The 25,590-nt window shown below is 57.8% G+C and carries 26 protein-coding genes; 11 read left to right on the plus strand and 15 right to left on the minus strand.

Annotation, left to right across the window (positions count from 1 at the left end; genetic code table 11):
- Positions 1–10 precede the first annotated feature (10 nt).
- Positions 11–763: a DeoR/GlpR family DNA-binding transcription regulator gene (locus J4D97_RS03020; protein WP_243900096.1), complete on the minus strand. Its 753-nt coding sequence runs from the start codon at positions 761–763 to the stop codon at positions 11–13.
- A 283-nt stretch (positions 764–1,046) separates the two neighbouring features.
- Between J4D97_RS03020 and J4D97_RS03025 the strand changes: the two genes are divergently transcribed.
- The 3 genes from J4D97_RS03025 to J4D97_RS03035 all read left to right on the plus strand — a co-directional run bounded on the left by J4D97_RS03025 (position 1,047) and on the right by J4D97_RS03035 (position 5,133).
- On the plus strand, positions 1,047–2,666 hold the full coding sequence (locus J4D97_RS03025) for a glycerol-3-phosphate dehydrogenase/oxidase (protein WP_208306301.1): 1,620 nt from the start codon (positions 1,047–1,049) through the stop codon (positions 2,664–2,666).
- Between the two features lie 203 nt (positions 2,667–2,869).
- Positions 2,870–4,408, plus strand: coding sequence for a glycerol kinase GlpK (gene glpK, locus J4D97_RS03030; RefSeq protein WP_208306302.1), 1,539 nt, complete (start codon positions 2,870–2,872; stop codon positions 4,406–4,408).
- Positions 4,405–5,133 carry an MIP/aquaporin family protein gene (locus J4D97_RS03035; RefSeq protein WP_208306303.1) on the plus strand — a complete coding sequence of 243 codons (729 nt, stop codon included), beginning with the start codon at positions 4,405–4,407 and terminating at the stop codon, positions 5,131–5,133. Before glpK ends, J4D97_RS03035 begins: the two co-directional genes overlap by 4 nt.
- Before the next feature lie 269 nt (positions 5,134–5,402).
- On the opposite strand, the gene J4D97_RS03040 is transcribed toward J4D97_RS03035, so the two are convergent.
- From J4D97_RS03040 to J4D97_RS03055, 4 genes are all read right to left on the minus strand, one after another.
- Entirely contained in the window at positions 5,403–6,338 is a 936-nt protein-coding gene (locus tag J4D97_RS03040; RefSeq protein WP_208306304.1) for an alpha/beta fold hydrolase, read from the minus strand.
- A gap of 4 nt (positions 6,339–6,342) precedes the next feature.
- Positions 6,343–7,227, minus strand: a complete 885-nt coding sequence (locus tag J4D97_RS03045; protein WP_208306305.1) for an NmrA family NAD(P)-binding protein — start codon at positions 7,225–7,227, stop codon at positions 6,343–6,345.
- A 133-nt stretch (positions 7,228–7,360) separates the two neighbouring features.
- On the minus strand, positions 7,361–8,239 hold the full coding sequence (locus J4D97_RS03050; RefSeq protein ID WP_208306306.1) for a helix-turn-helix transcriptional regulator: 879 nt from the start codon (positions 8,237–8,239) through the stop codon (positions 7,361–7,363).
- Between the two features lie 136 nt (positions 8,240–8,375).
- Positions 8,376–9,011, minus strand: coding sequence for a hypothetical protein (locus J4D97_RS03055; protein WP_208306307.1), 636 nt, complete (start codon positions 9,009–9,011; stop codon positions 8,376–8,378).
- 88 nt (positions 9,012–9,099) lie between these two features.
- On the opposite strand from J4D97_RS03055, the gene J4D97_RS03060 reads away from it, so the two are divergent.
- Together J4D97_RS03060 and J4D97_RS03065 are read left to right on the plus strand one after the other, a co-directional pair.
- Positions 9,100–9,564 (plus strand): hypothetical protein, encoded by a 465-nt coding sequence (locus J4D97_RS03060; protein WP_208306308.1) that lies wholly within the window; start codon positions 9,100–9,102, stop codon positions 9,562–9,564.
- Between the two features lie 30 nt (positions 9,565–9,594).
- Positions 9,595–9,981, plus strand: coding sequence for a hypothetical protein (locus J4D97_RS03065; protein WP_208306309.1), 387 nt, complete (start codon positions 9,595–9,597; stop codon positions 9,979–9,981).
- Between the two features lie 4 nt (positions 9,982–9,985).
- On the opposite strand, the gene mnmE is transcribed toward J4D97_RS03065, so the two are convergent.
- The 4 genes from mnmE to J4D97_RS03085 all read right to left on the minus strand — a co-directional run bounded on the left by mnmE (position 9,986) and on the right by J4D97_RS03085 (position 14,623).
- Entirely contained in the window at positions 9,986–11,377 is a 1,392-nt protein-coding gene (mnmE, locus tag J4D97_RS03070; RefSeq protein WP_208306310.1) for a tRNA uridine-5-carboxymethylaminomethyl(34) synthesis GTPase MnmE, read from the minus strand.
- A 103-nt stretch (positions 11,378–11,480) separates the two neighbouring features.
- Positions 11,481–12,140 (minus strand): metal-dependent transcriptional regulator, encoded by a 660-nt coding sequence (locus J4D97_RS03075; RefSeq protein WP_185283586.1) that lies wholly within the window; start codon positions 12,138–12,140, stop codon positions 11,481–11,483.
- A gap of 227 nt (positions 12,141–12,367) precedes the next feature.
- Entirely contained in the window at positions 12,368–13,369 is a 1,002-nt protein-coding gene (locus J4D97_RS03080) for a 3-oxoacyl-ACP synthase III family protein (protein ID WP_243900142.1), read from the minus strand.
- A gap of 111 nt (positions 13,370–13,480) precedes the next feature.
- Positions 13,481–14,623 carry a glycosyltransferase gene (locus J4D97_RS03085; RefSeq protein ID WP_208306312.1) on the minus strand — a complete coding sequence of 381 codons (1,143 nt, stop codon included), beginning with the start codon at positions 14,621–14,623 and terminating at the stop codon, positions 13,481–13,483.
- A 172-nt stretch (positions 14,624–14,795) separates the two neighbouring features.
- On the opposite strand from J4D97_RS03085, the gene J4D97_RS03090 reads away from it, so the two are divergent.
- Both J4D97_RS03090 and J4D97_RS03095 read left to right on the plus strand, forming a co-directional pair.
- Positions 14,796–16,304: a M28 family peptidase gene (locus tag J4D97_RS03090; RefSeq protein ID WP_243900097.1), complete on the plus strand. Its 1,509-nt coding sequence runs from the start codon at positions 14,796–14,798 to the stop codon at positions 16,302–16,304.
- A gap of 105 nt (positions 16,305–16,409) precedes the next feature.
- The gene (locus J4D97_RS03095) at positions 16,410–17,240 is read left to right on the plus strand and encodes a 2,3,4,5-tetrahydropyridine-2,6-dicarboxylate N-succinyltransferase (RefSeq protein WP_185283588.1); all 831 of its coding nucleotides are present in this window, start codon (positions 16,410–16,412) and stop codon (positions 17,238–17,240) included.
- A gap of 165 nt (positions 17,241–17,405) precedes the next feature.
- Here the strand turns inward: J4D97_RS03095 and msrA are convergent, their stop codons facing one another.
- Both msrA and J4D97_RS03105 read right to left on the minus strand, forming a co-directional pair.
- Complete coding sequence (gene msrA / locus J4D97_RS03100) at positions 17,406–17,954, minus strand: peptide-methionine (S)-S-oxide reductase MsrA (protein WP_185284245.1); 549 nt, start codon at positions 17,952–17,954, stop codon at positions 17,406–17,408.
- Between the two features lie 318 nt (positions 17,955–18,272).
- Positions 18,273–19,163, minus strand: a complete 891-nt coding sequence (locus J4D97_RS03105; RefSeq protein WP_208306313.1) for a 3-hydroxyacyl-CoA dehydrogenase family protein — start codon at positions 19,161–19,163, stop codon at positions 18,273–18,275.
- Positions 19,164–19,519: 356 nt separating this feature from the next.
- On the opposite strand from J4D97_RS03105, the gene J4D97_RS03110 reads away from it, so the two are divergent.
- Positions 19,520–19,675 carry a lmo0937 family membrane protein gene (locus tag J4D97_RS03110; RefSeq protein WP_185283590.1) on the plus strand — a complete coding sequence of 52 codons (156 nt, stop codon included), beginning with the start codon at positions 19,520–19,522 and terminating at the stop codon, positions 19,673–19,675.
- A 92-nt stretch (positions 19,676–19,767) separates the two neighbouring features.
- Here J4D97_RS03110 and J4D97_RS03115 read toward each other — a convergent pair whose 3' ends face one another.
- Together J4D97_RS03115 and J4D97_RS03120 are read right to left on the minus strand one after the other, a co-directional pair.
- On the minus strand, positions 19,768–20,640 hold the full coding sequence (locus J4D97_RS03115; protein WP_208306314.1) for a hypothetical protein: 873 nt from the start codon (positions 20,638–20,640) through the stop codon (positions 19,768–19,770).
- Positions 20,641–20,657: 17 nt separating this feature from the next.
- Complete coding sequence (locus J4D97_RS03120) at positions 20,658–22,280, minus strand: ABC-F family ATP-binding cassette domain-containing protein (RefSeq protein ID WP_185283592.1); 1,623 nt, start codon at positions 22,278–22,280, stop codon at positions 20,658–20,660.
- Positions 22,281–22,577: 297 nt separating this feature from the next.
- On the opposite strand from J4D97_RS03120, the gene J4D97_RS03125 reads away from it, so the two are divergent.
- Both J4D97_RS03125 and J4D97_RS03130 read left to right on the plus strand, forming a co-directional pair.
- On the plus strand, positions 22,578–23,048 hold the full coding sequence (locus tag J4D97_RS03125; RefSeq protein WP_208306315.1) for a DUF4199 domain-containing protein: 471 nt from the start codon (positions 22,578–22,580) through the stop codon (positions 23,046–23,048).
- Positions 23,049–23,291: 243 nt separating this feature from the next.
- Positions 23,292–23,696 carry a hypothetical protein gene (locus J4D97_RS03130; RefSeq protein WP_208306316.1) on the plus strand — a complete coding sequence of 135 codons (405 nt, stop codon included), beginning with the start codon at positions 23,292–23,294 and terminating at the stop codon, positions 23,694–23,696.
- 90 nt (positions 23,697–23,786) lie between these two features.
- On the opposite strand, the gene J4D97_RS03135 is transcribed toward J4D97_RS03130, so the two are convergent.
- Positions 23,787–24,173, minus strand: a complete 387-nt coding sequence (locus J4D97_RS03135; RefSeq protein WP_185283595.1) for a hypothetical protein — start codon at positions 24,171–24,173, stop codon at positions 23,787–23,789.
- 195 nt (positions 24,174–24,368) lie between these two features.
- Between J4D97_RS03135 and J4D97_RS03140 the strand changes: the two genes are divergently transcribed.
- Entirely contained in the window at positions 24,369–25,172 is an 804-nt protein-coding gene (locus J4D97_RS03140; protein WP_208306317.1) for a murein L,D-transpeptidase catalytic domain family protein, read from the plus strand.
- A gap of 80 nt (positions 25,173–25,252) precedes the next feature.
- Here J4D97_RS03140 and J4D97_RS03145 read toward each other — a convergent pair whose 3' ends face one another.
- On the minus strand, positions 25,253–25,447 hold the full coding sequence (locus J4D97_RS03145) for a hypothetical protein (RefSeq protein ID WP_185283597.1): 195 nt from the start codon (positions 25,445–25,447) through the stop codon (positions 25,253–25,255).
- Positions 25,448–25,590: the final 143 nt, after the last annotated feature.

The following is a 25,590-nucleotide window of genomic DNA, read 5'->3' on the forward strand; positions in this document are numbered from 1 at the left end:
GCCGGGTTTTCTATACCACAGTCAGCAGGATGCCTTGCTCTTCCAGCCGTTTGGCATCGTGGTGAGAGATACCAGCGTCGGTAATGATGCGGTGCACTTGGTCGAGGCCACAGATACGGCCGAAGCCGCGGCGGCCGAACTTCGAGGAGTCCGCCAGCACAATGGTTTCCTGCGCTGCCCGAATCATCTGCTGGTTCAGGCGGGCCTCGCCCATATTGGTGGTAGTCAGGCCAAAATCCAGGTCGATACCGTCGATGCCTAGGAAGAGCTTGCTGCACGAGGTATCGGCTAGCACCTGCTCGGCGTACGGTCCCGTCACCGACGATGAACTGTGCCGTAGGTAGCCGCCAAGCTGCAACACCTCTATTTCGGGGTGGCGCAACAGCTCCATGCCCACGTTCAGGGCCGAGGTAATAACGGTGAGCGGCAACTGGGCGGGTAGGGCGCGGGCCAGCGCCAGCATGGTGGTGCCCGAGGCAATAATAACCGACTCCTGCGCCTCAATGAGCCGGGCAGCGGCCGACACAATGGCCGTTTTCTCGGTCACGTTCAGCAACTCTTTCTCGTTCACAGGCCGGTCCTTGATATACGGACTTTCCAGAGCCGCGCCGCCGTGGGTGCGAAACAGCAACCCTTTTTCTTCAAGTAGTTTCAGATCCTTACGTATTGTCACGGCCGACACATTTAGCACCTCACACAGCGCGGGTACTTCTACGTGCTTATGCTCCTGCAACTGCTGCAAAATGAGCTGGTGCCTTTTCATGCTGGGATTCATCAGAGTAAATGTATCCAATTTTTCGTGGAGCTGTCTTCTTTTATGCTCTTTCTAGCTGTTGTGTTTCGGTTACAATGAGGTAGTGGGAAGATGAGCAATAAGTTTACAGTATCGCTTCGGGATGAATATTCGTATTAAGTAATTGATAAATAGGGTAGTATGATGTGACTGCCTGTAATCAATAAAGCTGTTGCGTTATTTTGTTTCGTTTGTAAGTTTCGTTTTGTTATTTTTATATTGATATTGAAAATTAAAGTAACAAAACGAAAATATGGGCAAGCAAGTAACCGAGCGTAGTTTCCAGCGGGAGACCCTCATTCAGCAGTTGACCAGCCAGCCCACCTGGGACCTGATTGTGATTGGAGGCGGTGCTACGGGCTTAGGCGTAGCGCTCGACGGCATTAGCCGGGGCTACAAAACCTTGCTACTTGAACAAGTAGACTATGCCAAGGGCACTAGCAGCCGCAGCACTAAGCTGGTACACGGCGGCGTGCGCTACCTGGCGCAAGGCGATATTGGCTTGGTGCGCGAGGCGCTCTACGAGCGAGGGCTGCTGCTGAAAAATGCCCCTCACTTAGTCAAAAATCAGGATTTTATCATTCCCAACTACGAGTGGTGGGGTGGGGCCTTCTACACCATCGGCCTGACGATGTACGACCTGCTGGCCGGCAAGCTGAGCCTGGGCGCTTCCAAGCATCTCAATAAAAAAGAAACCATCCTGCGCCTGAGCAACATCAAAACCAACGGCCTGAGAGGCGGCGTGCTCTACCACGATGGGCAGTTTGACGATGCCCGCCTAGCCGTGAATCTGGCGCAAACGGCCATTGAGCAAGGCGGCACGCTGCTCAACCACTTCGAGGTGCGCAATCTGCTGAAAGATGCGCAGGGCAAGGTAGCCGGGGTAGTAGCCGCCGACCAGGAAACAGAGCGCGTGTATGAGCTAACAGCCAAAGCCGTGGTGAATGCTACCGGCATCTTCGTCGATGAAATCCTGCAAATGGATCAGCCCGGCGCCAAAAAACTGGTGCGTCCCAGCCAGGGCGTGCACATTGTGCTCGACAAATCCTTCCTACCCGGCAACGATGCCATCATGATTCCGAAGACCGACGACGGACGGGTGCTGTTTGCTGTGCCGTGGCACGAGCGCGTGGTGCTGGGCACCACCGACACGCCCCTGAGTGAGTACAGCCAGGAGCCTCAGGCTCTGGAAGAGGAAATCGATTTCATTCTGCGTACTGCCGCCCGCTACCTGGCGCGCCCACCCAAACGGAGCGATGCGCTAAGCGTTTTTGCCGGCCTGCGGCCCCTGGCCGCGCCCCAAGATGGCTCCGAGAAAACCAAGGAGATTTCCCGCAGCCATAAGATTCTGGTATCAGACGCGGGCCTGATTACCATTACTGGCGGCAAGTGGACTACCTACCGCCGCATGGGCCAGGATACAGTGGACAAGGCTATTGCCATAGGCAAGCTTCCTAAAGCGCAAAGCCAGACGGCGCACCTGCCCATCCACGGCGCCCTGGCTACCACCGACCGCAGCAACCACCTCTACGTGTACGGTTCCGACCAACCCGCTTTGCAGCAACTAGTTGCCGCCGAGCCGAGTCTGGGCGAAAAGCTAGACCCTACCCTGGAATTCTTGAAGGCCGAAGTGGTGTGGGCCGCTCGCTACGAGCTGGCGCGCACCGTGGAAGACGTACTGGCGCGCCGTGTACGGGTGTTGTTTCTGGATGCGCAGGCCGCTATCAGAATGGCGCCGGAAGTGGCTGCCCTGCTGGCCCGCGAGCTGGGGCACGACGCCCGCTGGGAACAGGAGCAGGTAGCTGCTTTTGGCAAGGTAGCGCAGCATTATGTGCTGCAAAGCCAGCCGCGGCCTGTGGCTGAAGAATCCTGAGTATCCATTTTTCGGTTCGTCATGCTGAGCTTGTCGAAGCATCTCGCGTGCTGATGTGGGATATTATCTGTCGTCAGCACGTGAGATGCTTCGACAAGCTCAGCATGACGCCCTAGCGGTGTAGTTGGCTGTCGTCTCTACCTTATTAGACGTGTTAAAACCCGCAATTTTCCGCAACTTCCTGCCATCCAATAAATTCCTCTATGCAGCAATACATTCTCTCACTCGACCAAGGCACAACCAGCTCCCGCGCTATTCTTTTCGACCAGAAAGGGCACATTGTATCGCAGGCGCAGAAGGAGTTCACGCAGATCTTTCCGAAGCCGGGCTGGGTGGAGCACGACCCGTTGGAAATCTGGTCGACGCAGGCGGGCGTGGCGGCGGAGGCTACCGTGAAGGCAGGGCAGAATGGCAAGAGCATCGCGGCACTCGGCATCACCAACCAGCGCGAAACGGTGGTGGTCTGGAACCGCAAAACCGGCAAGCCGGTTTACAACGCCATTGTGTGGCAAGACCGGCGCACGGCTGCCTACTGCGATGAACTGCGCGCGGAGGGTAGGGAAGACCTGATTCGCTCGAAAACCGGTTTATTGCTGGATGCCTATTTCTCGGCCAGCAAAGTGCGCTGGATTCTCGATAACGTGAAGGGCGCCCGCCAAAAGGCCGAGGCCGGCAAGCTGGCCTTCGGTACGGTGGATAGCTGGCTGATCTGGAACTTCACGCAGGGCGAACTGCACGTCACGGACGTCACCAACGCCTCGCGCACCATGTTGTTCAACATCCACTCCCTGGCCTGGGACGACGAGCTGCTGGCACTGTTCGATATTCCGCGCAGCATGTTGCCCGAGGTGCGGCAGTCGAGTGAGGTGTACGGCGAAACCAAGACCACCATTTTTGCCTCTAAGATTCCCATTGCTGGCATTGCCGGCGACCAGCAGGCCGCGCTGTTTGGGCAGTTGTGCACCGAGCCGGGCATGGTGAAAAGCACCTATGGCACCGGCTGCTTCATGCTGATGAACATCGGTACCGAACCCAAGGCGTCGCAAAACAACCTACTCACTACGGTGGCCTGGCAAATAAACGGGCAGGTGCAGTACGCGCTGGAGGGTAGCATTTTCATTGCCGGCGCCGTGGTGCAGTGGCTGCGCGACAACCTGGGCATCATCAAAACCTCGGCCGAGGTAGAGCAGTTGGCCCGGCAGGTGAGCAGTACCGATGGCGTGTATTTCGTGCCGGCGTTTGCCGGGTTGGGCGCGCCCTATTGGGACCCCTATGCCCGGGGTGTCATCTTCGGAATGAGCCGGGCTACGAAGGCGGCACACGTAGCCCGCGCCGCCGTGGAGGCCATTGCCTACCAGACCATGGACGTGCTACAAGCCATGCAGGCCGATGCAGAACTGCCCATTACGGCGCTGCGCGTAGATGGTGGTGCCACCAGCAACGAGCTACTCATGCAGTTTCTGGCCGATGTGCTGAATACAAGCGTAGTGCGCCCCCGCATGGCCGAAACCACCGCTCTGGGTGCTGCCTACCTGGCTGGGCTGGCCGTGGGGTACTGGCAAAGCGTAGAGGAAATAAAAGCGTTGGGGCAGGCCGATACTTCGTATACGCCTAAGCCCAATCGCGCTACCATTGAGGACGGTATTGCCAACTGGAACCGGGCCGTGCAGGCCCTGCAAGTGTGGTCGGAGGGCGCGCATCCCATGAAAACAGAGGCCACCCCAGAAACCACCGCCAAATGAGCCCTTTCGTAGCAGAGTTTGTGGGAACCGCTGTGCTGCTTCTGCTCGGCAATGGGGCAGTGGCCAACGTGGTGCTGAACGACACGAAAGGCCACAACAGCGGCTGGATAGTTATTAGCACGGCCTGGGCCCTGGCGGTATTTGTAGGGGTAGTGATTGCCGGCCCCAGCAGCGGTGCCCACCTGAACCCCGCCGTGACGCTGGGCTTGGCCGTAGCTGGTAAGTTTGGCTGGTCGCAGGTGCTGCCCTACGTCGGGGCACAGTTGGCGGGCGCCTTTGTGGGTAACACGTTGGTATGGGTGCTATACAAAGACCACTTCGACCGTACGCCCGACCCGCTGGCCAAGCTGGCGGTGTTTGCCACTGGCCCGGCCATTCGCAACCACGTCAGCAACCTGTGCAGCGAAATCCTAGGTACACTGGTGCTGGTGCTCACCATCTTCTACATTGTAGGTGGTGAAATCACGCCTACCCATACGCCCATTGGGTTGGGCTCGGTAGGGGCATTGCCGGTGGCGCTGCTGGTGTGGGTAGTGGGGCTGGGCCTGGGCGGTACTACGGGCTACGCCATCAACCCGGCCCGCGACCTGGGACCCCGCATCGCGCACGCCCTACTACCCATCAAGGGCAAAGGCTCCAGCGAATGGTCCTATGCTTGGATTCCGGTGGTAGACCCATTCATCGGAGCGGTGCTGGCTGCTATGCTGTATGGGTGGCTGGGGTAGGTGGTAAGGTATTTGGCTATTGGAAATGGGGTAGAGACGCATACTTGCGTCTCGTCGTTGAACGTCTGTCGCCTAAATCGTTCAACGACGAGACGCAAGTATGCGTCTCTACCCCGTTTCTAACAGCGCTTTTGCTAATTCAAGCAGTTTGTTTGGCGGTGCGGCTCCGGCTTGCCGCTAACACGGCAATGGAGGCGCAGCCTCCACATCTTAGCGGGCACGAGTTACGCTACGCTAAACTCGCGCCAGTAGTAAAAGATCCAAAGAGCTTAACCAGCGTGTTTCAGGAAGCGTAACACGGCGTCTACTACCTGCGCTGGCTTTTCTTCAAACATGTAGTGGCCGCTGTCCAGAATGCCCACGACTTCCACGTTTTCGGCCATGTATGGTAAGCTCATTTGCAAGTAGTTGAATGATACGTTGCTCCCGATACCCAGCACCGGCATCGTGAGGCGCCTGTAGGTGTTGGCGTCGGCAATATCCTGGTTTAGCGCCTGGTACCAGGCATTGGCAGCCCGAATGTTTTCGGGCTGGTTATACACGGCCGCATACACCTCCCGATCAAAGGCCGACATTTGCCGCTCGTCCAACATCACGTAGCGGAAAAGGTAGTCTAGCAAGTAGTGGAAACGCCCGGCCAGAAGCTGCTCGGGCAGCTCTTTTACCTGGTTGAAGGCCATCCACCAGACATAGGGCTGCTGCCCATCCATTTTATCGTTGAAAGCGCCGGGAGCCGGTAGCAGCGGCATCTGCCGCATGCCTTCGCTGGGATGGGCGCCATCGGCCAGAATAAGTTTTTCCGTTGCCTGCGGGTAGTTAAAGCCGAAGCTGCTGGCAACCATGCCGCCGATATCGTGGCCGAGTAGGGAGGCTTTTTCTATGTTCAGGTGGCGCAATAGAGCGTATATGTCCTGAGCCATCGTCTTTTTGTCGTAGCCGGTGGCGGGCTTCTCGGAGCTGCCCATGCCGCGAATGTCCACGATGATGACCCGGTAGTGCCGGGCCAGCTCGGCGGCAATGGGGTGGTAGGAGTACCAGGTTTGCGGCCAGCCCGGCAGGCACACCAGAGCCGGACCACTGCCGCCCTCCACATAATGGAGCCGCACCCCATTCACGGTTGCGTAGTGATTGGTAAAACCGGGCAAGCGCTGAATCAGTGCCTCGTCGGAGTAAGCGCCCAGGGTAGAAGAGGTGTCAGGTTGCATAAAATCAGTTCGTTAAGAAGGTAAGAGGAGAGGTCCAGGTGAGGTCTGGGTAGCGGGCGTTGTCGAGGGGGTGGTTCTGCACGCTAAACATGCTGAGCAGGTACTGCATTTGCTGCCAGTCGGCGTATAGCTGCTGCTCGCCGGCGGGGTTAGCCGCCCGCACGTGCTGAATGGCCGCAGCCAGATCATCCCGAGAGCCTAGCTGTGTTAGGGTGAAATTTCCCCGACCGGCCTGCTGGGCGAGGGTAACCAGCTCGCGGGGGCTGGGCTGAAAGCTGGCGATGCGCAGAAAACGGAGCGTAGTGGGGTCCAGCGCGGCGGCGGCCGTGAAAGCGGCCGTGTCATCCATCGTCGTAAAGTCGATGTGCCAGTCGGCATCTTCCCAATAGCCAACCTGCTGCTGCCGAAAGTCGAACAGGGGAATATTATAGGTCAGTACTTCAGCGAAGGCCCCGTTGAGGATAGACGTAGCGGCGATAGGGGCTTGGTCGAGGCGGCTCTGAAACTCGCGCCGCAGATCAAAATTGCGGTTTGCGCCGGGCGCCTGCTGGGTGTAGTCGCTGCAAAAATCGGAGGGAATGAAACGAGGCACGTCGGCTGCTACGGCCGCCTGAAGTAGCTGCGTTTGCGCTTCCACAATGACTTCTCGCAAACCCGCCAGCACCGATACCACGCAGCTGGCCCCAGTACAGGCTTGGGTGAGGGTAGGGAGGTCCGCAAAGTCGACGCGGCGCACCTCGATGCCCTGCTGGGTTAGGCTGTCAACTTTGGCGGAATTGGTTTCGGGGCGCACCAGCACCCGCACATGTGCACCACGCTGCCGCAGGGCATTTACAATACGGCTGCCGAGGTTACCCGTCGCGCCGGCCACTACAAGTAGAGGATTCATAGAAGAGGGAAGAGGAAGAAACGGCCGCTTTGCCGCGGCCACTTTAACTACCCCAAAGGTCCTCCAACCTCTCTCGGTCCAGCGCCTGATTCTTGCGCTTTACTTACACATTCTTGCGCTTATGCGGCGAGGCCTAACCCTGCTGAAATGCGCGCGGACTCTGACCCGTGGCCCGCTTAAAGGCAGCCGCAAAATGCGCCGGCGAGGCAAAGCCCAGCGCGTCGCCAATGGCAGCTACGGGCAACTCGCTGGCCCGCAGCAGGGCGCGGGCTTGTCGGATTTTCCAGTCCAGCACGTACTGGTAGGGCGCGCGCCCGGTAGTGTGCTTGAAGCGGCGCGCAAAGTGAAAGACGCTCAAATTGGCCAAGTCAGCCAGCACTTCCAGCGTAATGGGCGCCTCCGCGTGCGCTTCCAGATACGCATCAATGCGGGTTAGTACTGCCGTGGGTAGGCGGCCCTGGGTCTGCCCCGGTAAGCGGCGCTCAAAGGTAGCGTGGTGCTCAATTAGGTGGTAGGAGAGGGCCGTGACCAACGACTCAGCATAAAGCTGGCCCAGGGTGTGCGCCCGGCCGGCGGCGGCGAGCAACTGCTGGCCCACTTGCGCCAGTAGCCCGTCCTCGCTGCGAAACCGCTCGCGCAAGGCGAAATACGCGAGGTCCAGGTCGCGGCGGGCGCGTGTTTCCAGAGCCTGCGCATCCAAGTGCACATGAATGATGTCCGCGGGGCCATCCCACCCAAACGGGCCATACTCTCCCTGTGGGTATAGACCGACATCTCCCCGACGAAACTGGTCAGCCTCCACGCGCGCGCCGGTGCGCCTGCTGGCTACTACCGGCTGCTCCCCCTGGTGCACGAGTAGGAGGTGTTGCTCGTGGTAGTGCGCGGGTAGGGTCATTGCGTCCAGCTGATAGCGCTCAAGCCGCACCCCCGGCCAGTCCAGCGCCTGAGTGGTTGTAAGGGCCGGACGGTCGTATAGCTCGGATGTGTAGACATGGGTAGTGAAGGCCGCCATAAGGAGCAAGGTATACCGTAAAACAGGTAGATAGCAAAGCTGTTTAACAGGTCGTTTTAGATCATTCTGACCATTGCGATTCAGCAAACGGACGCCAGATCAAGCTGACAGTTAGAGACCTAAACAGCTTTAGTGCCTACCCAAAGTTGTAGGGGTAGCCGATGCCTTGTAGGTCTGCCTCTAGCTCGGCCCAGTCTTCTAGTTCGCTGTTGATAGCTAGAGCCGTGTCTTTTGTGAGTGATTCATGACGATAAATGGCCGCTACGGCGTCAGCAGCAATGGGCTGCCGGTCGGTTTCGTCGAGGTAGTACTCGGTGGCCCACTCGGTGTAGGTAGCAGGTTGTTGGTCGAAGATGAATAGTAGCTCCTCGGAGCCATCGTCTTCGTTTTCTACCACGCCGGTTTGCCAGCCGTGCGCAGGGGTGTACCACAGGCAAAACGTGGTACCAATAGAGTTGACCGGCTCCCCAAACATGAACTCATCAAACGCATCGGGTAGGCCGCGGGTCACCTGTGCTTTGTCGGGCTGGTCGTAGTCGGCCAGGAAACCGTTGATGACGCAGCCTTCCGGTCGGAATAGCACCAGCATCTGGTCGCCTTCGCCATCAGCCATTTCAAACAGCTCCTCGCTCTCATCCCACGCCGGGTTGTAGGTGTAATACCGATACTCAGGCTCCGGAGCATTAACGGCATCCAGCACCGCCAGCGACTGGCACAAGCGGCGTAGAGCGTCTATATCAGGTAGGGCAGTTGGATTTAGGGTAGAAAGCATGGGTAGGCAGAATGCGTGATAAAAGGGTCAACGGAAAGCGGCAGGATGAGGCCAGGTAAGTTATCTTGGCGGCTCACCTCGTTTTCAGATGCAAGTATACTCTTATTGGGCACGTGCCACTCTCGATTGTGCCGATGCGGCAGGTTTGCCGTACCACCTCACGGCATACGCGGGTAGCGACGACAGTGATGCAGCCGCTAAACAGGCCGTTGGGCAGCTCCTGCATACGCGTCACGCATGCCTGCTGGCCAACCAGGCGCTGGCCGAATACCCTACGGGTAGCGCTCCACTCCGGGAAGAGTTGATACAGCGCCTACACAGCAAGCAGGGCGAATTAGTAGGAGCCCTCACGCGCAACCACTACGGAAGCATCGTGCTGAATACGCTGGCCGTTATGTTTCTGGATATAGATGCAGTAGACCTACGGGAGCGAATTTATCCAACACCGCCACCACTCAGCGTAGCCGAGTTTTTTCGACGGCTTTTCAGTCCGCCGCCAGCCCCAGTATACCGCGACTTGGACGAAGCGCTGCAACTGCGCCTCACGGCCTAGCTGCACCAGCACCCCGACTGGAATTTTCGGGTGTACCGCACCCGGTTGGGGTTCCGGCTGTTGGTCACCCATCAACTCCTGGCTCCTGACACTGCCGCCGCACAAGCCGTTTTCACCGCGTTCCGCACCGATGCTACGTACGTGCGCCTGTGTCAGAAACAGCATTGCTACCGTGCCCGGCTTAGTCCGAAGCCTTGGCGCGTGGGGTGGCAGCGTCCCCGGTTGGTGTTCCCCTACGACACGCCCGCGCAGCAGCAAAAGCAACGAGAATGGGAACAGGAGTACGCAGACCGCAGCGCTGTTTACTCCGTGTGTAAGTGGGTAGGTGAATATGGAAGCGGCCAGGTGTGCCCAGACGCCGCACAAGTGATGGAACTGCACGACGCCGCTTGCCTTGGAAAAGGCAAACTGGCGTAGGCCACTACTTCCCGATACAAAACTGCGTGAAGATGCTGGTCAGCAAGTCGTCGTTGGAAATCTCACCGGTGATTTCGCCCAGCGCAGCTAGGGCCTGGCGCAGGTCGGCGGCAACCAGCTCGGTACCGGCGCCGGTGGCAAGGCCTACCAGCACCGCATCAAGGGCCACGATGGTGGCTTCGAGGCTGCGGGCGTGGCGCAGGTTGGTGACGATGGTGCTGCTGCCGGTGCGGTCGAGGCCGGCGCCGCGGACGTGCTCGAGCAGGGCCGTTTGGAGCTCGTCGAGACCGTCGCCGCGGGAGGCGGCAATAAGCACGGTATCGGGACGGGCGCTGAAGGTGCTGATTTCGTCGTCGGAAGCCACGTCGAGCTTGTTGCCCACGGCCACTACCGGCACGCCGGCGGGTAGGCGCAGGTCCTCAATCTCTGCTTCAAGTTGCGCGGGTGAAGTGCTCGTAATATCAAATAGATACAACACAACGGCCGCTTGCAATACGCGCTGCCGAGTGCGCTCTACCCCAATGGATTCCACCACGTCGGTGGTGTCACGCAGGCCGGCCGTATCCACAAAGCGGAAGCGGATGCCGTCGATGCTTACCTCATCCTCAATCAGGTCGCGGGTGGTACCGGCAATGGCCGATACGATGGCGCGCTCCTCGTGCAGTAGGGCATTCAGGAGGGTAGACTTGCCCGCGTTGGGTCGGCCGGCAATAACGGTGGTCACGCCGTTTTTAATGACGTTACCCAGCTCAAAGGAGCGCAGCAGCTTGCGCACCAGCGTCTGCACTTCCTGGCTCAATGCCACCAAACCGGTGCGGTCGGCAAATTCTACGTCCTCTTCGCCAAAGTCCAGTTCCAGTTCCAGCAATGAAGCAAACTGCACCAGCCGCGCCCGCAAATCGCGCAGTTCGCGCGAGAAGCCGCCGCGCATCTGCTGCATGGCTACCTGGTGCGATAGAGCCGAGTCGGCCGCAATGAGGTCGGCCACAGCTTCGGCCTGGGCCAGATCGAGGGCACCTCGCAAGAAAGCCCGCTTGGTGAACTCGCCGGGCTCGGCTAGCCGGGCGCCGCAGCGCACCAACAGCAGCAGCAACTGCTGCACAATGTAATTGGAGCCGTGGCAGCTGATTTCCACCACATCCTCGCGAGTATAGGAACGCGGTCCTCGAAACAACGACACCACCACCTCGTCAATAATCCTACCCTCGTCGCGGATGGTGCCATAGTGCATTGTATGGCCGCGCTGGTCGGACAACTGATGGCCGTGAAACACTAGGTCTGTAATGCCAATGGCCGACGGACCAGAGAGGCGCAGCACCGCAATGGCGCCCGCGCCCGGCGGCGTCGACAGGGCAATGATGGTATCAGAAAGGGTAGGGGGAAGGAAAGCAGCCACGGAGAAAAATCTAAGCTAATTCGGTCGTAAAAATACGTATGTTACCCTAACACGGATTGTGGGGGCAGCGTGCCGCCAGACAGGGTAGAAGGGGGCACTGCCCCTACTGCGTCACCATCAGATTGCGGCTTACTTCCGCCGAAATCAATGCTTTTTGCTGTTGGTTCACCCTGATTTCAAGCGAATTATCAAAGTCTACCTTATCCAGCACTTCAAGCTGCGCGCCTAGGCTCAAGCCTACCTTATCTAGGTAACGCAGGAAAGCGGGTGAGGTGTCTTTCACGGCTACCACGGTGCCGTGCTCGCCGGGTGTGAGGTCAGCTACTAGGCGGCTGCGGGGGCGCTGCACGGCGCCATCCTCGCTCGGAATCGGGTCGCCGTGGGGGTCGAGTTGGGGGAAGCCCAAGAATTCGTCGAGCCGGCGCAGCAGCAAGGGCGACTGCAAATGTTCCATTTCCTCGGCCACCTCGTGCACCTCGTCCCAGTTGAAGCCCAGCGTTTGGACTAGAAACACTTCCCACAGCCGGTGCCGCCGAATAGTGAGCAAGGCCACCTGCCTACCCTCGCGGGTGAGGGTAGCCCCCCGGTAGCGCTGGTAATCCAGCAACCCTTTCTCCCCGAGGCGGCGCAGCATGTCCGTCACCGAGGCCGCCCGCGTTTGCAACGCCTCCGCAATGCGGTTGGTGCTGACCTCCACACCGGGCTCGGCTTCAGAGAGTTTGTAGATGGCCTTTAGGTAATTTTCCTCGGTGAAGCTAGGCAAGGGGAAATGGTGAAATTGTGGGATAGTGAAAAGGTGAGTTTTCGTTCTGTCATTATAGGCTGTCTGTTAGCTTAAACCGTCCCTCTGTCATCCTGAGCTTACGAAGGACCTTCTCACGCGAGAACGGCCATCTTCACAACGACTCGTTCAGTTGCCATAAGGTCCTTCGCAGCTCAGGATGACAGAGGGGACGGTTCGAGATGACAGCCAAGCTAACAGGTGATGATTTACCACTTAATCAGAGCCGATGCCCAGGTGAAGCCGGAGCCGAAGGCAGCCAGGCAAACCAAATCGCCGCGCTTTACTTTGCCTTCTTGTACGGCTTCGCTCAGCGCAATTGGAATAGAAGCGGCGGTAGTATTACCGTAACGCTGAATGTTGCTGAAGATTTTATCGTCCGATAAACCCATTTTCTGCTGCACGTACTGCGTAATGCGCAGGTTGGCTTGGTGCGGGATCAGCATATCGATGTCCTGAGGCTGCATGCCATTCTGGTCCAGCGCTTCCTTGATGACCTGCGGAAAGCGCACTACAGCGTGCTTGAACACGTTCTGGCCGTTCATGTAGGGGTACATATCGGGCTCATGGGCAATGGCGTAATCTACGCGGCCTTCGCGGTTCGAGCCGGGCTCTTTCACAATCAGCTCCTCGGCGTGCTCGCCCTGGGAGTGCAGGTGGGTGCTCAGGATGCCGTGGCCTTCCTGGGTGCTGGGACGCAGTACCACGGCGCCAGCGCCATCGCCAAAAATAACGGATACAGCCCGCCCGCGCGTCGATTTATCGAGGCCCGAGGAGTGAATTTCGGAGCCTACCACCAGTACCGTATCATACATGCCGGTCTTGATGAATTGATCGGCCATGGAAAGCGAGTAGATGAAGCCCGAACACTGGTTGCGCACGTCGAACGCCGGGGTAGCTTCTTTCATACCCAGCTCGCGCTGCAACAGTACGCCCGAGCCAGGGAAAAAGTAGTCGGGCGAGAGGGTAGCAAACACGATGAGCTGCACATCGTCGGGGGTGAGGCCGGCGGCTTCCAGAGCCCGGCGGGCAGCTTTGGCGCCCATGTTGGCGGTGGTGTCTACGCCTTCCGTAAACCAGCGCCGCTCCTTGATGCCCGTGCGCTCCTGAATCCAGGCATCGGTGGTTTCCATGAGCTGTTCAATGTCGGCATTGGTCACCACACGCTCGGGTACATAGTGACCGACGCCGGCAATTTCAGAATAACGCAGAGTAGACATAGGGGGAGAGAGTTTGGGTGGGCAGCGAAACAAAGAAAACAGGTGGTCGAAGGTAAAAAAAACGCCGACCCTATTATGCAAACGGGTCGCGAAGGTCGGTAGTTACCGGATAGCATCTACTACGGACCACAATTTTGCCGCTTCCGAAGCCCAGAATACATCCGTAGGAATGCCATGAGGGTAGAAACGAGTTGCCCGCAGATCGGCTGCTAAAGCGGTTGCGTTGGGCTGCGCGAAATCTGCGCAGGGTAGGGCCGCCGTGTATGCCTGCGTTGCGGCCAGCCACAGCGCATTGTAGGGTAGCAGCATGGGGAGGCCGTGGGCAGCGTACTCAAACAGTTTAGTGGGCAAGCAACGCCAGGTACTCGGGTGAGGCTGGTAGGGCAACAGTCCCAGGTGGCTACGCTGTATGACCCGAACCACCTCGCGGTGCGGCACGAGCTGGTCGCCGCCAAGCAGCGTCAATGCCTCGGGGGCCGCCGCCACGGCTTGTTGCAGGCGGCGCAGCACCTCCGGCTGCTGACAGAAACCGATGATAGTGAGGCGGGCCGTGGGCCATACCTGCCTGAATGCGTGCGTGAAGGCAATGGCGTCGAACACGCCATTCAGCTCCGAAATGGTGCCGGAGTACAGCAGTTCCAGCGGTGCTGGGGGCATGGGTAGGGCGTGCGGCGCGGCAGAAGCAGGCTCGTTGGGTGGCGGCTGGTACTTGTTTTCCAGAATAACTGAGTTGTTGAGTGTGGCAAAGGGTAGCTCCTCGGCGTAGCTGCGTTCGGCCAGCACCAGCGCAGCGGCCCGCCGTGTCGCTGCCGTTTCGATGCGGCGTACCAACTTGGCCAGCAGCTGCCGCAGTACATGCGGGTAGACCTGCTGGGTCAGGATGTTGAGGGCATAGTTTTCCCGCACATCATATATAAAATGACGCTCCCTACCCTGGCTGCACCATAGCCGCGTGAGCGGGAGCAGCTCTGGCGCGTGCACCACCACCACTTGCGGTTGCACCTGCTGCAACAGTTGCCAATAGCGCCACTGCGCGGCTAGGCGCTGCCAACTCAGGCGCGAGCCGGCCAGCAGCTCGTGGGTGTGCAGGTTAGTTGGCGCACCGGGTGGGTGCGGGGCGCGGCGACCGGCTACGTGCACCTGTATCCCGAGCCGCTCAGCCAGCGTACGGCCAAACTTCCCGAACATACGGGTGTCGTCGAGGGGCTTAAGGACGGAGGCAAGTAGGATCGTAGTAGGCGGCATCGTTGGGGCCAAAGATGCCGGTTTTAGGGCGGGTTTGAAAGGGTAAGCGTATTTGTCATTCTGAGCGTAGCGAGGAGTCTGAATCCGTAGTTCAGACAATCCCTAGCCTGACAAACTGGTTTCTTTTCTCTATCATAGCCTTCCGCATCTATTTATCTATTCTCTCCTCCGCATGAACATCACGCACAAAGCTGCCATGAGCTGCCTGCTGCTAGGCCTCACGCTCACGGCCCCACACGCTGCCACGGCCCAGAAAAAAGTCCGTCAATTGACCACCAAAGCTCCCAAAGCCGAAGCCGCCATCCGCGAAGCCGACATCAAGCGCGACCTGTACGTGCTGGCCGACGACAAGTACCGGGGTAGGGAAGGCGGCACCCTCGACGAGTTGCGCGCCTCCGCCTGGATAGCCGAGCAGATACGTGCCATCGGCCTAGAGCCGGCCGGCGACGACGGTACATATTTCCAGTTTTTTCAGCTCCAGCGCACCCGCCTCACGTCCGCCAGCACGCTCCGCATCGGCTCTCACCAGCTCCGGCCCAACCACGATGCCGTGATTGTAGCACCTACCAACGCCAGCATCACGGCCCCGTTAGTCTTTGTGGGTACGGCCACGCCGGCCGAGATAGGGAAGGTAGACGTGAAGGGCAAAGCCGTGGCCTTGCAGATTTCCGGGGCGCCCACCGATGGCATCAGCTACCGGCGCTACCTGTTTGCCAAACTGCGCGACCAGGCCGCCGAGCTAACCAAGGCAGGTGCCGTGGCCGTGGTATTTGTGTCTGATGAGAAGGCTCAGGCTATTTACGACCATTGGAGCCACATCTTCGAGCGGGGCCGCTACGGTCTGCCCGGCGACGCCAACGTGAAGGTGCCAGCCGACCAAACGCCTGTGGTGTGGCTGCCCGCCAATGCCCTAAGCTGGGTGCGGCAAGCCGGCCAGCAGTTCAGCACCGAGCTGAAAGTGGAAACTTTCGCCTACCCCTCCGTGAACATTGTGGCCAAGATGCCCGGGACCGATGCGCAACTGAAAAAGGAATACGTGCTCTTCAGCACCCACCAGGACCACGACGGCGCCCGCGCCCCCGTGGCCGGCGACTCCATCTACAACGGCGCCGACGACAATGCCACCGGCTGCGCGGCCTTACTGGCTATCATGCGGGCCTTCAAGCAGCAGCCCGCCCGTCGCTCGGCCTTGTTTGTGTACCACGGCGCCGAGGAGCGGGGCTTGCTGGGCTCGCGCTACTACTCGGCTAATCCTACCGTGCCGCAAGAGTCGATTGTAGCCGTGCTGAACGCCGAGATGATGGGCCGCAACGACCCCGATAGTGCCGCCCTGCTAGGCTCTACGCCGCCCCACCGCAACTCTCAAGACCTGGTAGATATAGCCCTGGCCGCCAACCAGGCTGGACCCAAGTTCAAGCTCGATACCGAGTGGGACAAAGCCACCCACCCCGAGGGCTGGTACTTCCGCTCCGACCACCTACCCTACGCCCGCCTGGGCATTCCGGCCGTGATGTACACCTCCCTGCTGCACATCGACTACCACACGCCCAAAGACGAAGCCAGCCGTATCGACTACCCCAAGCTCACTAAAATGACGCAGTGGATGTACCTCACCGGCTGGCAGGTAGCCAACCGCGACCAGCGCCCGGCGCGGGAAGCAGGCTTTAAACTGGAGCGGTAGGGAACGGGTAGGAAACCCGCAGCCCGAATGTTTTCCGGTCGGGCATTGGGAACATAACCACCGCCGGCGCTAGTTTTGCCGCTCATTCCGTTTTTAAAAATTGATATGAATACTTCCGAACTGCAAAATATCATTGAAGCCGCCTGGGCCGACCGCAGCCTGTTGCAGCAAGCTGCTACCACCGACGCCATTCACGCTGTGATCGAAGAGCTGGATAAGGGCCGTCTGCGCGTGGCGCAGCCCATCGAAGGCAAAGACGGCGAGTGGCAGGTAAACGACTGGGTGAAGAAGGCCGTTATCCTGTACTTCCCCATTCAGCAGATGGAAACCATCGAGCTGACGCCCTTTGAGTACCGCGACAAAATGCGCCTCAAGACCGATTATGCCGGCCAAGGCGTGCGCGTGGTACCGCCCGCTACGGCCCGCTACGGCGCCTACCTGGCTCCCGGCGTAATTCTGATGCCCAGCTACACCAACATCGGTGCGTGGGTAGGCGAGGGCACCATGGTGGATACCTGGGCCACGGTAGGCTCGTGCGCGCAAATTGGCGCGGGCGTGCACCTGAGCGGCGGCGTGGGCATTGGCGGTGTGCTAGAACCCGTGCAAGCCGCTCCGGTAATTGTGGAAGACGGTGCCTTCATCGGCTCGCGTAGCATTCTGGTAGAAGGCTGCCACATCGGCAAAGAAGCCGTTATCGGCGCAGGCGTTACCATCACCGGCAGCACCAAAATCATCGACGTAACGGGCTCTGAGCCCAAGGAGTACAAAGGCATGGTGCCGGCTCGTTCGGTGGTCATTCCTGGTTCCTACACCAAGCAGTTCCCCGCTGGCGAGTACCAGGTGCCCTGCGCCCTCATCATCGGCCAGCGCAAGCCCAGCACGGACTTGAAAACGTCGTTGAACGACGCTTTACGCGAGCACAACGTGGCCGTCTGAACCACGGATTCGCTCAGATGTTGAGGGTTATCTGGATTTCGTGTACGACCACAAGCAACCGAACCAAAACAAAAAGAGCTTGCCATTTGGCAAGCTCTTTTTGTTTTATACTAATCCACAAAATCCGCGTAATCCTCAACATCCGAGCGAATCCGTGGTTCAGACCTACTTAGTTGCCGAAGCGGTTTTCTTCAGCTTATCGCCAAATACGGCTTTCACCTTGTCTACTTTTGGTTTTACCACAAACTGGCAATAAGGCTGAGTGCCGTTCAGGTTGTAGTAGTCCTGGTGGTAGTTTTCGGCCTTGTAGAAGGTAGGAGCAGCGCTAATTTCCGTTACCACGGGGTTGGGGAAAGCGTGAGCGTCGTTGAGCTTCTTCTTATACTCCTCGGCTAGTTGCTTTTGCTCGTCGTTGTGATAATATACCACTGAGCGATACTGCGTACCCACGTCGTTGCCCTGGCGGTTGAGGGTAGTCGGGTCGTGGGTTTTCCAGAATATTTCCAGCAACTCCTTGAAGCTGATTTTGCCGGGGTCGTAGGTGATGTTGATGACTTCAGCGTGGCCTGTCAGGCCCGAGCATACTTCCTTATAGGTAGGGTTGGCGATGCGCCCGCCGGCATAGCCCGATTCCACTTTTTCCACACCTTCGAGGTCCTGAAAAACGGCCTCGGTGCACCAGAAGCAGCCGGCGCCAAATGTTGCTAATTCCATTTTCTTGGTTGTCTTGGTAGAGGGTTTAACCGCTTTGCTTTGGGCGAGGCTGCCGTAGCAGAAGCTCAACAGCAGGAGCGCGGTAGTAAGCAGCTTGATCATACGATAGAAAGGAAATTTCAGGTAAAAAAGTTTAACTACACGGCCCACAAGCTATATAGGACTCATTTTATGCAGCTTAAAAATAGCCCGGCCCGCCGTCGACTATGTATACGTCGGCGGCGGGCCGGGCAGATTTACTGGGGTTGTAATTTTGGGGGCGGGCGCCACTACCGCCTACCCTATAAATTTTTGAACAGAGCAGGCGGCACGACCGAGCTACTTGCGAAAACGCTCGGCTACCACCAGCTCCTTGGTGCCGTGGCCCCACGTGTAGAAGCCTTCGCCCGATTTCACGCCGAGTCGGCCGGCCATTACCATATTCACCAGTAGGGGGCAGGGCGCGTATTTGGGGTTGCCCAGGCCGTCGTGCAGTACCCGCAGAATGGCCAGGCACACGTCCAACCCGATAAAGTCGGCGAGTTGCAGCGGGCCCATGGGGTGAGCCATGCCCAGCTTCATCACCGTATCGATTTCCTCTACGCCAGCCACGCCCTCAAACAGCGAATAGATGGCCTCGTTGATCATCGGCATCAGAATGCGGTTGGCTACAAAGCCGGGGTAGTCGTTCACCTCCGTGGGCGTTTTCTCCAACTGGCGCGCAAGGTCCATCACCTGCGCCGTCACCTCGTCGGAGGTAGCGTAGCCCCGAATCACCTCTACCAGCTTCATCACCGGCACGGGGTTCATGAAGTGCATGCCAATCACCTGTTGGGGGCGCTGGGTGGCGGCCGCAATTTTGGTGATGGAAATCGACGAAGTATTGCTAGCCAGAATGGCCTCGGCGGGCGCGTGCTGGTCTAGGTCGCGGAAGATTTGCAGCTTCAGGGCCTCGTTTTCGGTGGCGGCTTCCACTACCAGCTGGGCGTTGCGCACGCCGTCGGGTAGAGACGTAAAGGTGGTGATGCGCCCGAGCGTATTGGTTTTATCGGTCTCGGCGAGGGTACCTTTGGCTACTTGGCGGTCGAGGTTTTTGCCAATGGTGCCCAGCGACTTGTCTAGTGCGGGCTGATTGATATCAATCAGATGAACTGAAAATCCGTGCTGGGCAAAAACGTGGGCAATGCCGTTGCCCATCGTGCCCGAGCCAATAACGGCAACTTGCAACATAGTGTGAGAAGTGGGTGGGAAAAATGAGGTGAGCCAAGGAAGTCAAGCAGTTGCCCATCAGAGCAGTAATTGCTGTAAGGGCTGAGTGAGCCGGCCTCCTTTGCCCGCTAAATTACGGGAAATACCGGTCCACCTTGTAGTAGGGAGGTAGCAGGCATGGTAGGGGCGAACAAGCAGCCAAAAAATAGTAGTTGCACTCTCGCAATAAAAAATTTTCTTTTCAGCATATATCCTTCCAGGGAAAGTACCCGTACAAGACCACAAGCACCTGTTTTACTCTTGCTACCAATCAGGAACAGACAGATTGCCTAGTGTTTCTCTCTCCCTTCATTCATCCCTAACTTAACTCCACCACCATGGGAAATCTGTTGTATATCATTGCCGTTGTTTTGGTCATCATTTGGGCCATTAGCTTCTTCGGAGGTTTCGTAAGCGGTAGCATCATTCACGTGCTGCTGGTTATTGCCATCATTGCTGTATTGCTGCGTCTGATCCGCGGCAGCTCTGTGTAGCATTTGCGCACAAGCTGCTCGTCTGAAAACACAAAAAGGCCGCTCCCGATATCGGGAGCGGCCTTTTTGTGTTTGCTCGGCATCGGGAAAGACTATTTCCCGATGTCGAACAGGAAGTTGAATCGGATTTCGGGCTGCCCGTAGGGAGAGTTGCGATACCCGCCACTATCAAGGCCATCATTGAAGTTGTATAATATCACAATGTCCGCCGCAAAACGGTCGCCAAGCTGGGTGCGGTAGCCAGCACCGCCCAACAAGGTATTGGCTACCTGATGCCCTTTGCTGATTCTGCCATTTGAATCAGTAGCTGTTGCATTTAGCTGGGTTACCTCGTATTCACCATGCAGAAAGAATTGCTTGTACACGATGAACTGTGCAAACCCTTTCACTCCGACATTGTGGTAGTGAATCTTAGCGGGGTAGCCATTCACAGACTGTGTTAGGGCCGAATAGTTGGCACTAATGTAACTATAGCTGATACCCGGCCCAATGGCAAAGCGTTCTGACACCCGGTAGCCAATGGCGGGAGCAACCCCGATATTAAATTGACCATCTCCATAGAAACTGCTGTAACCCAACCCAAAGTTGCTATACACAAAATAGCGCCGTAAGGGCTTAGGCTGCTCGCTGGCCCGGCTACCTGGCGGGAACTCCAGCCCCGACGGACTGTTGGGGTTCGGCCGGTACACGGGCGCGCCGGGCTGGTCAGCTGGTACGCCCGGCTGCGGCGCGGGCGTAGCCGGTGCCGGGGTAGGGGCTGGCGTAGTTACCTCGTAGCCGCGGGCTGGCGCGGGAGTAGGGGCCGGAGCCTGCCGGGCAGGCGCACCGGGCGGGGCCGTGTTCAGCTGGGGCTTTGCCTGCTGCGTGCGGGTGGTATCGGGGGTGGGGGTAGTCTGGGCCTGGGAAAGGGTAGGAGCCAAACCGGCCCCTACCACCACGCCCAGCACGAGCAAAAGCTTTTTCATACGGAGCCTAAACGTTGTTACGATACAAGTTGGTACATGCGCTTGCGCTGCGCCTTCAAATGGTCATCGGCCAGGTATTCCTCGTAGCTCATGCGCCGGTCCAAGATGCCGTCGGGCGTCAGCTCGATGATGCGATTGGCAATGGTGTCGATGAACTGCAAGTCGTGGGAAGTGAACAGCAGCGTGCCCGAAAAGTCGCGCAGGGAGTTGTTCAGAGCCTGAATGCTTTCTAGGTCCAGGTGGTTCGTGGGGTCGTCGAGCACCAGCACGTTGCCGGCTTCCATCATCATCTTGGAGAGCATGCAGCGCACTTTCTCGCCCCCGCTTAGCACGTTGGATTTCTTCTGCGACTCCTCGCCCGAGAACAGCATGCGGCCCAAGAACCCGCGTATAAACGACTCGTCCTTTTCCGTGGAATACTGCCGCAGCCAATCCACCAGGTTCAGGTCGGTGTCGAAGAACTCGGTGTTTTCCTTGGGGAAGTAGCTGGGCGTGATGGTGGTGCCCCAGTTGAATTTGCCCTTATCGGCTTTCACCTGCTCGAACAGAATATCAAACAGCAGCGAAGCCGCCCGGTCGTCGCGGCTCACAATGGCTACCTTATCGCCCTTGTCGAGCGTAAAGGACACGTTGCGGAAAATAGAGCGGCCGTCTATCGAGGCCGCTAGGTCTTCCGTCGTCAGCAGCTGGTTGCCTGCCTCGCGTTCCGATTTGAAGGCGATATAAGGATACTTGCGCGACGAAGGCTTGATTTCTTCCAGCGTCAGCTTTTGCAGCAGCTTCTGGCGCGAGGTAGCCTGTTTAGATTTGGAAGCGTTGGCCGAAAAGCGGCGTACAAACTCTTCCAGTTCCTTGCGCTTGTCCTCGGTTTTCTTGTTCACCTCCTGACGCTGACGCAAAGCCAGCTGGCTGCTCTCGTACCAGAACGAGTAGTTGCCGGGGTACATGGTGATTTTCGAGAAGTCTAGGTCGGCCATGTAGTTACACACGGCGTCCAGGAAGTGGCGGTCGTGGCTCACTACGATTACTGTGTTCTGGAAGGAATCGAGGAAGTTCTCCAGCCACAGCACGGTTTCAGCGTCGAGGCCGTTGGTGGGTTCGTCCAGCAGCAGCACGTCGGGGTTGCCGAACAGGGCCTGGGCCAGCAGCACGCGCACCTTGTCGGAGGTGCCCAGGTCGCCCATCAGGGTCTGGTGCTTGTCTTCCGAAATGCCTAGGCCGGAGAGCAGCTCAGCGGCTTCGTACTCAGCGTTCCAGCCTTCCAGGTCGGCAAACTCGCCTTCCAGCTCGGCGGCCCGCTCGCCGTCGGCGTCCGAGAAGTCGGCCTTAGCGTAGATGGCGTCTTTTTCTTCCATCACCTTCCACAGGCGCGTGTGGCCCATAATCACGGTCTGGAGCACCGGGAAGGCGTCGGCCGCAAACTGGTCCTGCTTCAGCACCGAGAGGCGGGCGCCCTTGGGCATATCCACCGAGCCGGTATTGGGCTCAATCTCGCCCGACAGGATTTTTAGGAAGGTAGACTTGCCCGCACCGTTGGCCCCAATGAGGCCATACACGTTGCCGGGCATAAACTTGATGGTGACATCTTCAAACAGCACGCGCTTGCCGTAGCGCAGGCTCACGTTGGAGGTACTAATCATGCAGTAGTAGAAAACGAAGTAACAATGTGAAGGTGCGCCGGGCACCGCAACGACCCGCGAAAATACGCAAATTGACCGGGAGGCTTCTATAACCCATGGCAACGTCTCGGGGCTAACATCTATAAAATGCTGGGCTAGCTACTAAAAAAGGTAGCTAGGCACAACATCCAATTGAAAATTAAAGTATAAAAAGACCGATTGTGGCCCGTATGCCCGGCGTTTGGTCAACAGCCAACCCTAGGTAGCAGTTCCGCACACCTACCTCTTCCTTTTCAACTCTCTCTTCGACCTACCCTCATGAGTGACACTCGCCTAACATCCGAAAAAAATGGCCTCCGCTACGGCATCTACACCACAGGCGCCATGATTATCTATTTCCTCGTTGCTTCTTTGTTTGATCTTACAGACCGCATCGAGTTCAGTTTTCTAAATGGCATTATCATGTCTATTGGCGTAGCCCTGGCTATCCGCCACTTTAAGTATGCCAAGGACGACCACATGGCCTACCTGCAAGGTCTTGGTACAGGCATTATCACAGGTGCAGTAGCCGGTGTGCTATTTGGCCTGTTCTTCGTTATCTACGCTACTATCAATCCGGCCCTGATGGACCAGATTTCCGCCCGCGACCTGTTTGGATATGACCTGTCGGTGGTAATTGCTTTCTTAGCCATTGTATTGCAAAGTTTCATGGGAGCAAGCATTGTGGCACTTATTGCAATGCAATATTATAAGAGCCCTGATCATAAGCCCATTGAAGAAGTAGAGTAAGCTAATTGCTCACTATTTCTAGGACTACGTACAGGCCAGCTTCTCACGAAGCCGGCCTTTTTTGCTTTTGTATAAAAAGAATTGGACGTATCCGTAACTTTTTATGAAAAAAAAACGATATAGTGCATGAACTTTAATTATAGTAACATACATTTGTATTATTAGGGGCAAGCTAAGGGTAGCCTATAGGCCCAAGCTCCGAGTAAGGCAACATCACCATACGTGATACTTCTTTCAGAATAAATGAAAACGGCATTCTTTACGCTCCTGCTTACCTGTGCACTTGTTGGTTCTGCCTCAGCACAAAAGCAGCAAAGCCTACTGGCGGAACTGCCCGGCACCAATGAAATCTCTGCCGAACGGGTAGAGGCCCTGACGCGTGCTATGGCGACTACCCTGCACCTCAATGAAGGCCAGTATATGCGCCTACGCGAGGCAAACCGCATCAAGCTCACCCGCCTCGACGAGATTCAGTGGCAGACCCGCGACAACGTGGCCCAGCAGCAAGCGCAAACCTTGGAGTTGCAGGCACAGTACGAAACGGAATGCAGCCGCATTCTGTCGCCGTCTCAGTTGATGGCCCTGCGCGAGGAGCAGAAGAAAGACCAGCAGCCCAAGCGCGACCCCAGCATAGGTGGGGTAGGCTAAGCCATCTGTCAATTGAACATTATAAACGAAGGGCGGCTGCATCAGATGGTGCAGCCGCCCTTCGTTGTTGATAGAGGGTAGGAAAGGCGGTTACGGCTGATAGAGTACCTCGCTCACGACGCCCGTTGGGCTGAAGCGCAGACGCAGCTTGCTGGCTGCCGAGCGCGGGTGGCGCGGCTCACACTGGGCGCCGGGCGCCACGTAATAGATATAAATCTTCTCGGTTTGTTCGCTCAACTCGTTTTCGTCGGGGTGGCCCAGCAGGGCGTCGATGGCGTCGGTGCGGGTATCGTAGAGCAGGTCGCGGTGCTGGAGCAGAGCGGGGAGTAGGGCAGCACGCTGGTTACGACAGGCATAAGCATCCTGCCGCCACGCCGCCGCATCGAAGCCCGGAATAGCGCGCAAATCGTGCCCGCAGGCACTCAGCAGCACTAGGCAAACAGCAAAGGCAAACAGGCGGCGAAGGGTAGGGAGCATAGAAAACGCAATAGAAATTTAGGTAGAAAGAGCAGGGTAAATAGCTCGGCAGAACGCAAAGTAACGCAGATTTAATCGGCCTGCTACGGGGGTAGGCTGGGTGTAGTTCCGCTATTTCTGTTAAATTTGGCAAGCCAGTTCTATGGAATAGCTCTCCGCGTACCGATATCTGTTCATCTCGACTACTCACAGCCTATGTCCTACCTGCCGACTGTTAGCGCTAGCCTGCTCTTGTCCGCTCTCTCGTTTCTGCCCACCAACAGCGCGCCCGTAGCGGCCGCGCCGGCCCCTACTGCGGTGGTCGTAGAGGCGCCATCTTCCCGCGCCCTGGCCACAGCTGCCTTCGAGCAACATATTTTGCAAAGCTACGCCCAGAGTGGTTTGGTGACATCTGGCCTACCCGTCTTGGTGTTCCGCGAGGCGCTGATTGGATTCTACAACCTGCGACAGCAAGGCAAAATAGCACCCGACCAGCACGTGCTCACGGTTATCGATTTCAGTCAGTCGAGCAAGGCGCAACGGTTTTGGGTGATTGATCTGGAAAAGCAGCGCCTGCTGTTCCGCACCCTGGTAGCGCACGGTAAAAACACCGGCGAAGACCTTGCGCGCACCTTCTCCAACCGCGAAGGCTCCGAAATGAGCAGCCTGGGTTTCTACCGCACCGGGCGCACCTACCAGGGCAAGCACGGCCTGTCGTTGAAGCTGCACGGACTTGATACGAATTACAATACCAACGCCTACGACCGGGCCGTGGTAGTGCACGGTGCCAGCTACGTGAGCGAAGACTTTGTCCGGCAACATGGCCGGTTGGGTCGCAGCCAGGGCTGCCCCGCTCTACCCGTGGGCGAGTCGTCGGACATTATTCGGGCCATCAAAAACGGCTCCGTGGTGTATGCACACGGGCCTGCTCAGGCCAGCTACGCCTCCAACTGGCTGAACCTAGAGCCCGCCGTGCTGGCCTTTGCCGGCACTACGAGTAGGGTAGTAGCCGGACAATAGCGTTATAATTATGCTGATAAGCAACCACGCCCCGCGGCCAATTAGCCGCGGGGCGTGGTTGCTTATTGGGGTGGAAGCAGTTAGGCCCGGTCGCTGGTTGTTTTTACCAGGTTGATGCCGGCAAAAAAGAAAATCAGGCCCACCAGGAAGGGAACAAAAGAGTTCATCTTGCCTAAACCGATGCCGCCGACGCCAAGAAAGCCCATGGCGCCAATGATGATACCAACGATGCCTAGAACCGTGAGGATAGTGCCGAACGTGCGTTTCTGATTCATGAGAAGGGAGAGTTGAAATGGGAGAATAGGAAGACGGGAGAGTCTATTTTGACCTGATACGTGAACAAACAGAATTTGGCTATATAGCCGAAAGCAACCCTGCGTGCCGGCCGTCGTTAGTAAGCCCAACAAGGCCTACCAAT

This window comes from Hymenobacter defluvii (genome assembly GCF_017589435.1).
In the GTDB taxonomy this organism is placed as follows: domain Bacteria; phylum Bacteroidota; class Bacteroidia; order Cytophagales; family Hymenobacteraceae; genus Hymenobacter; species Hymenobacter profundi.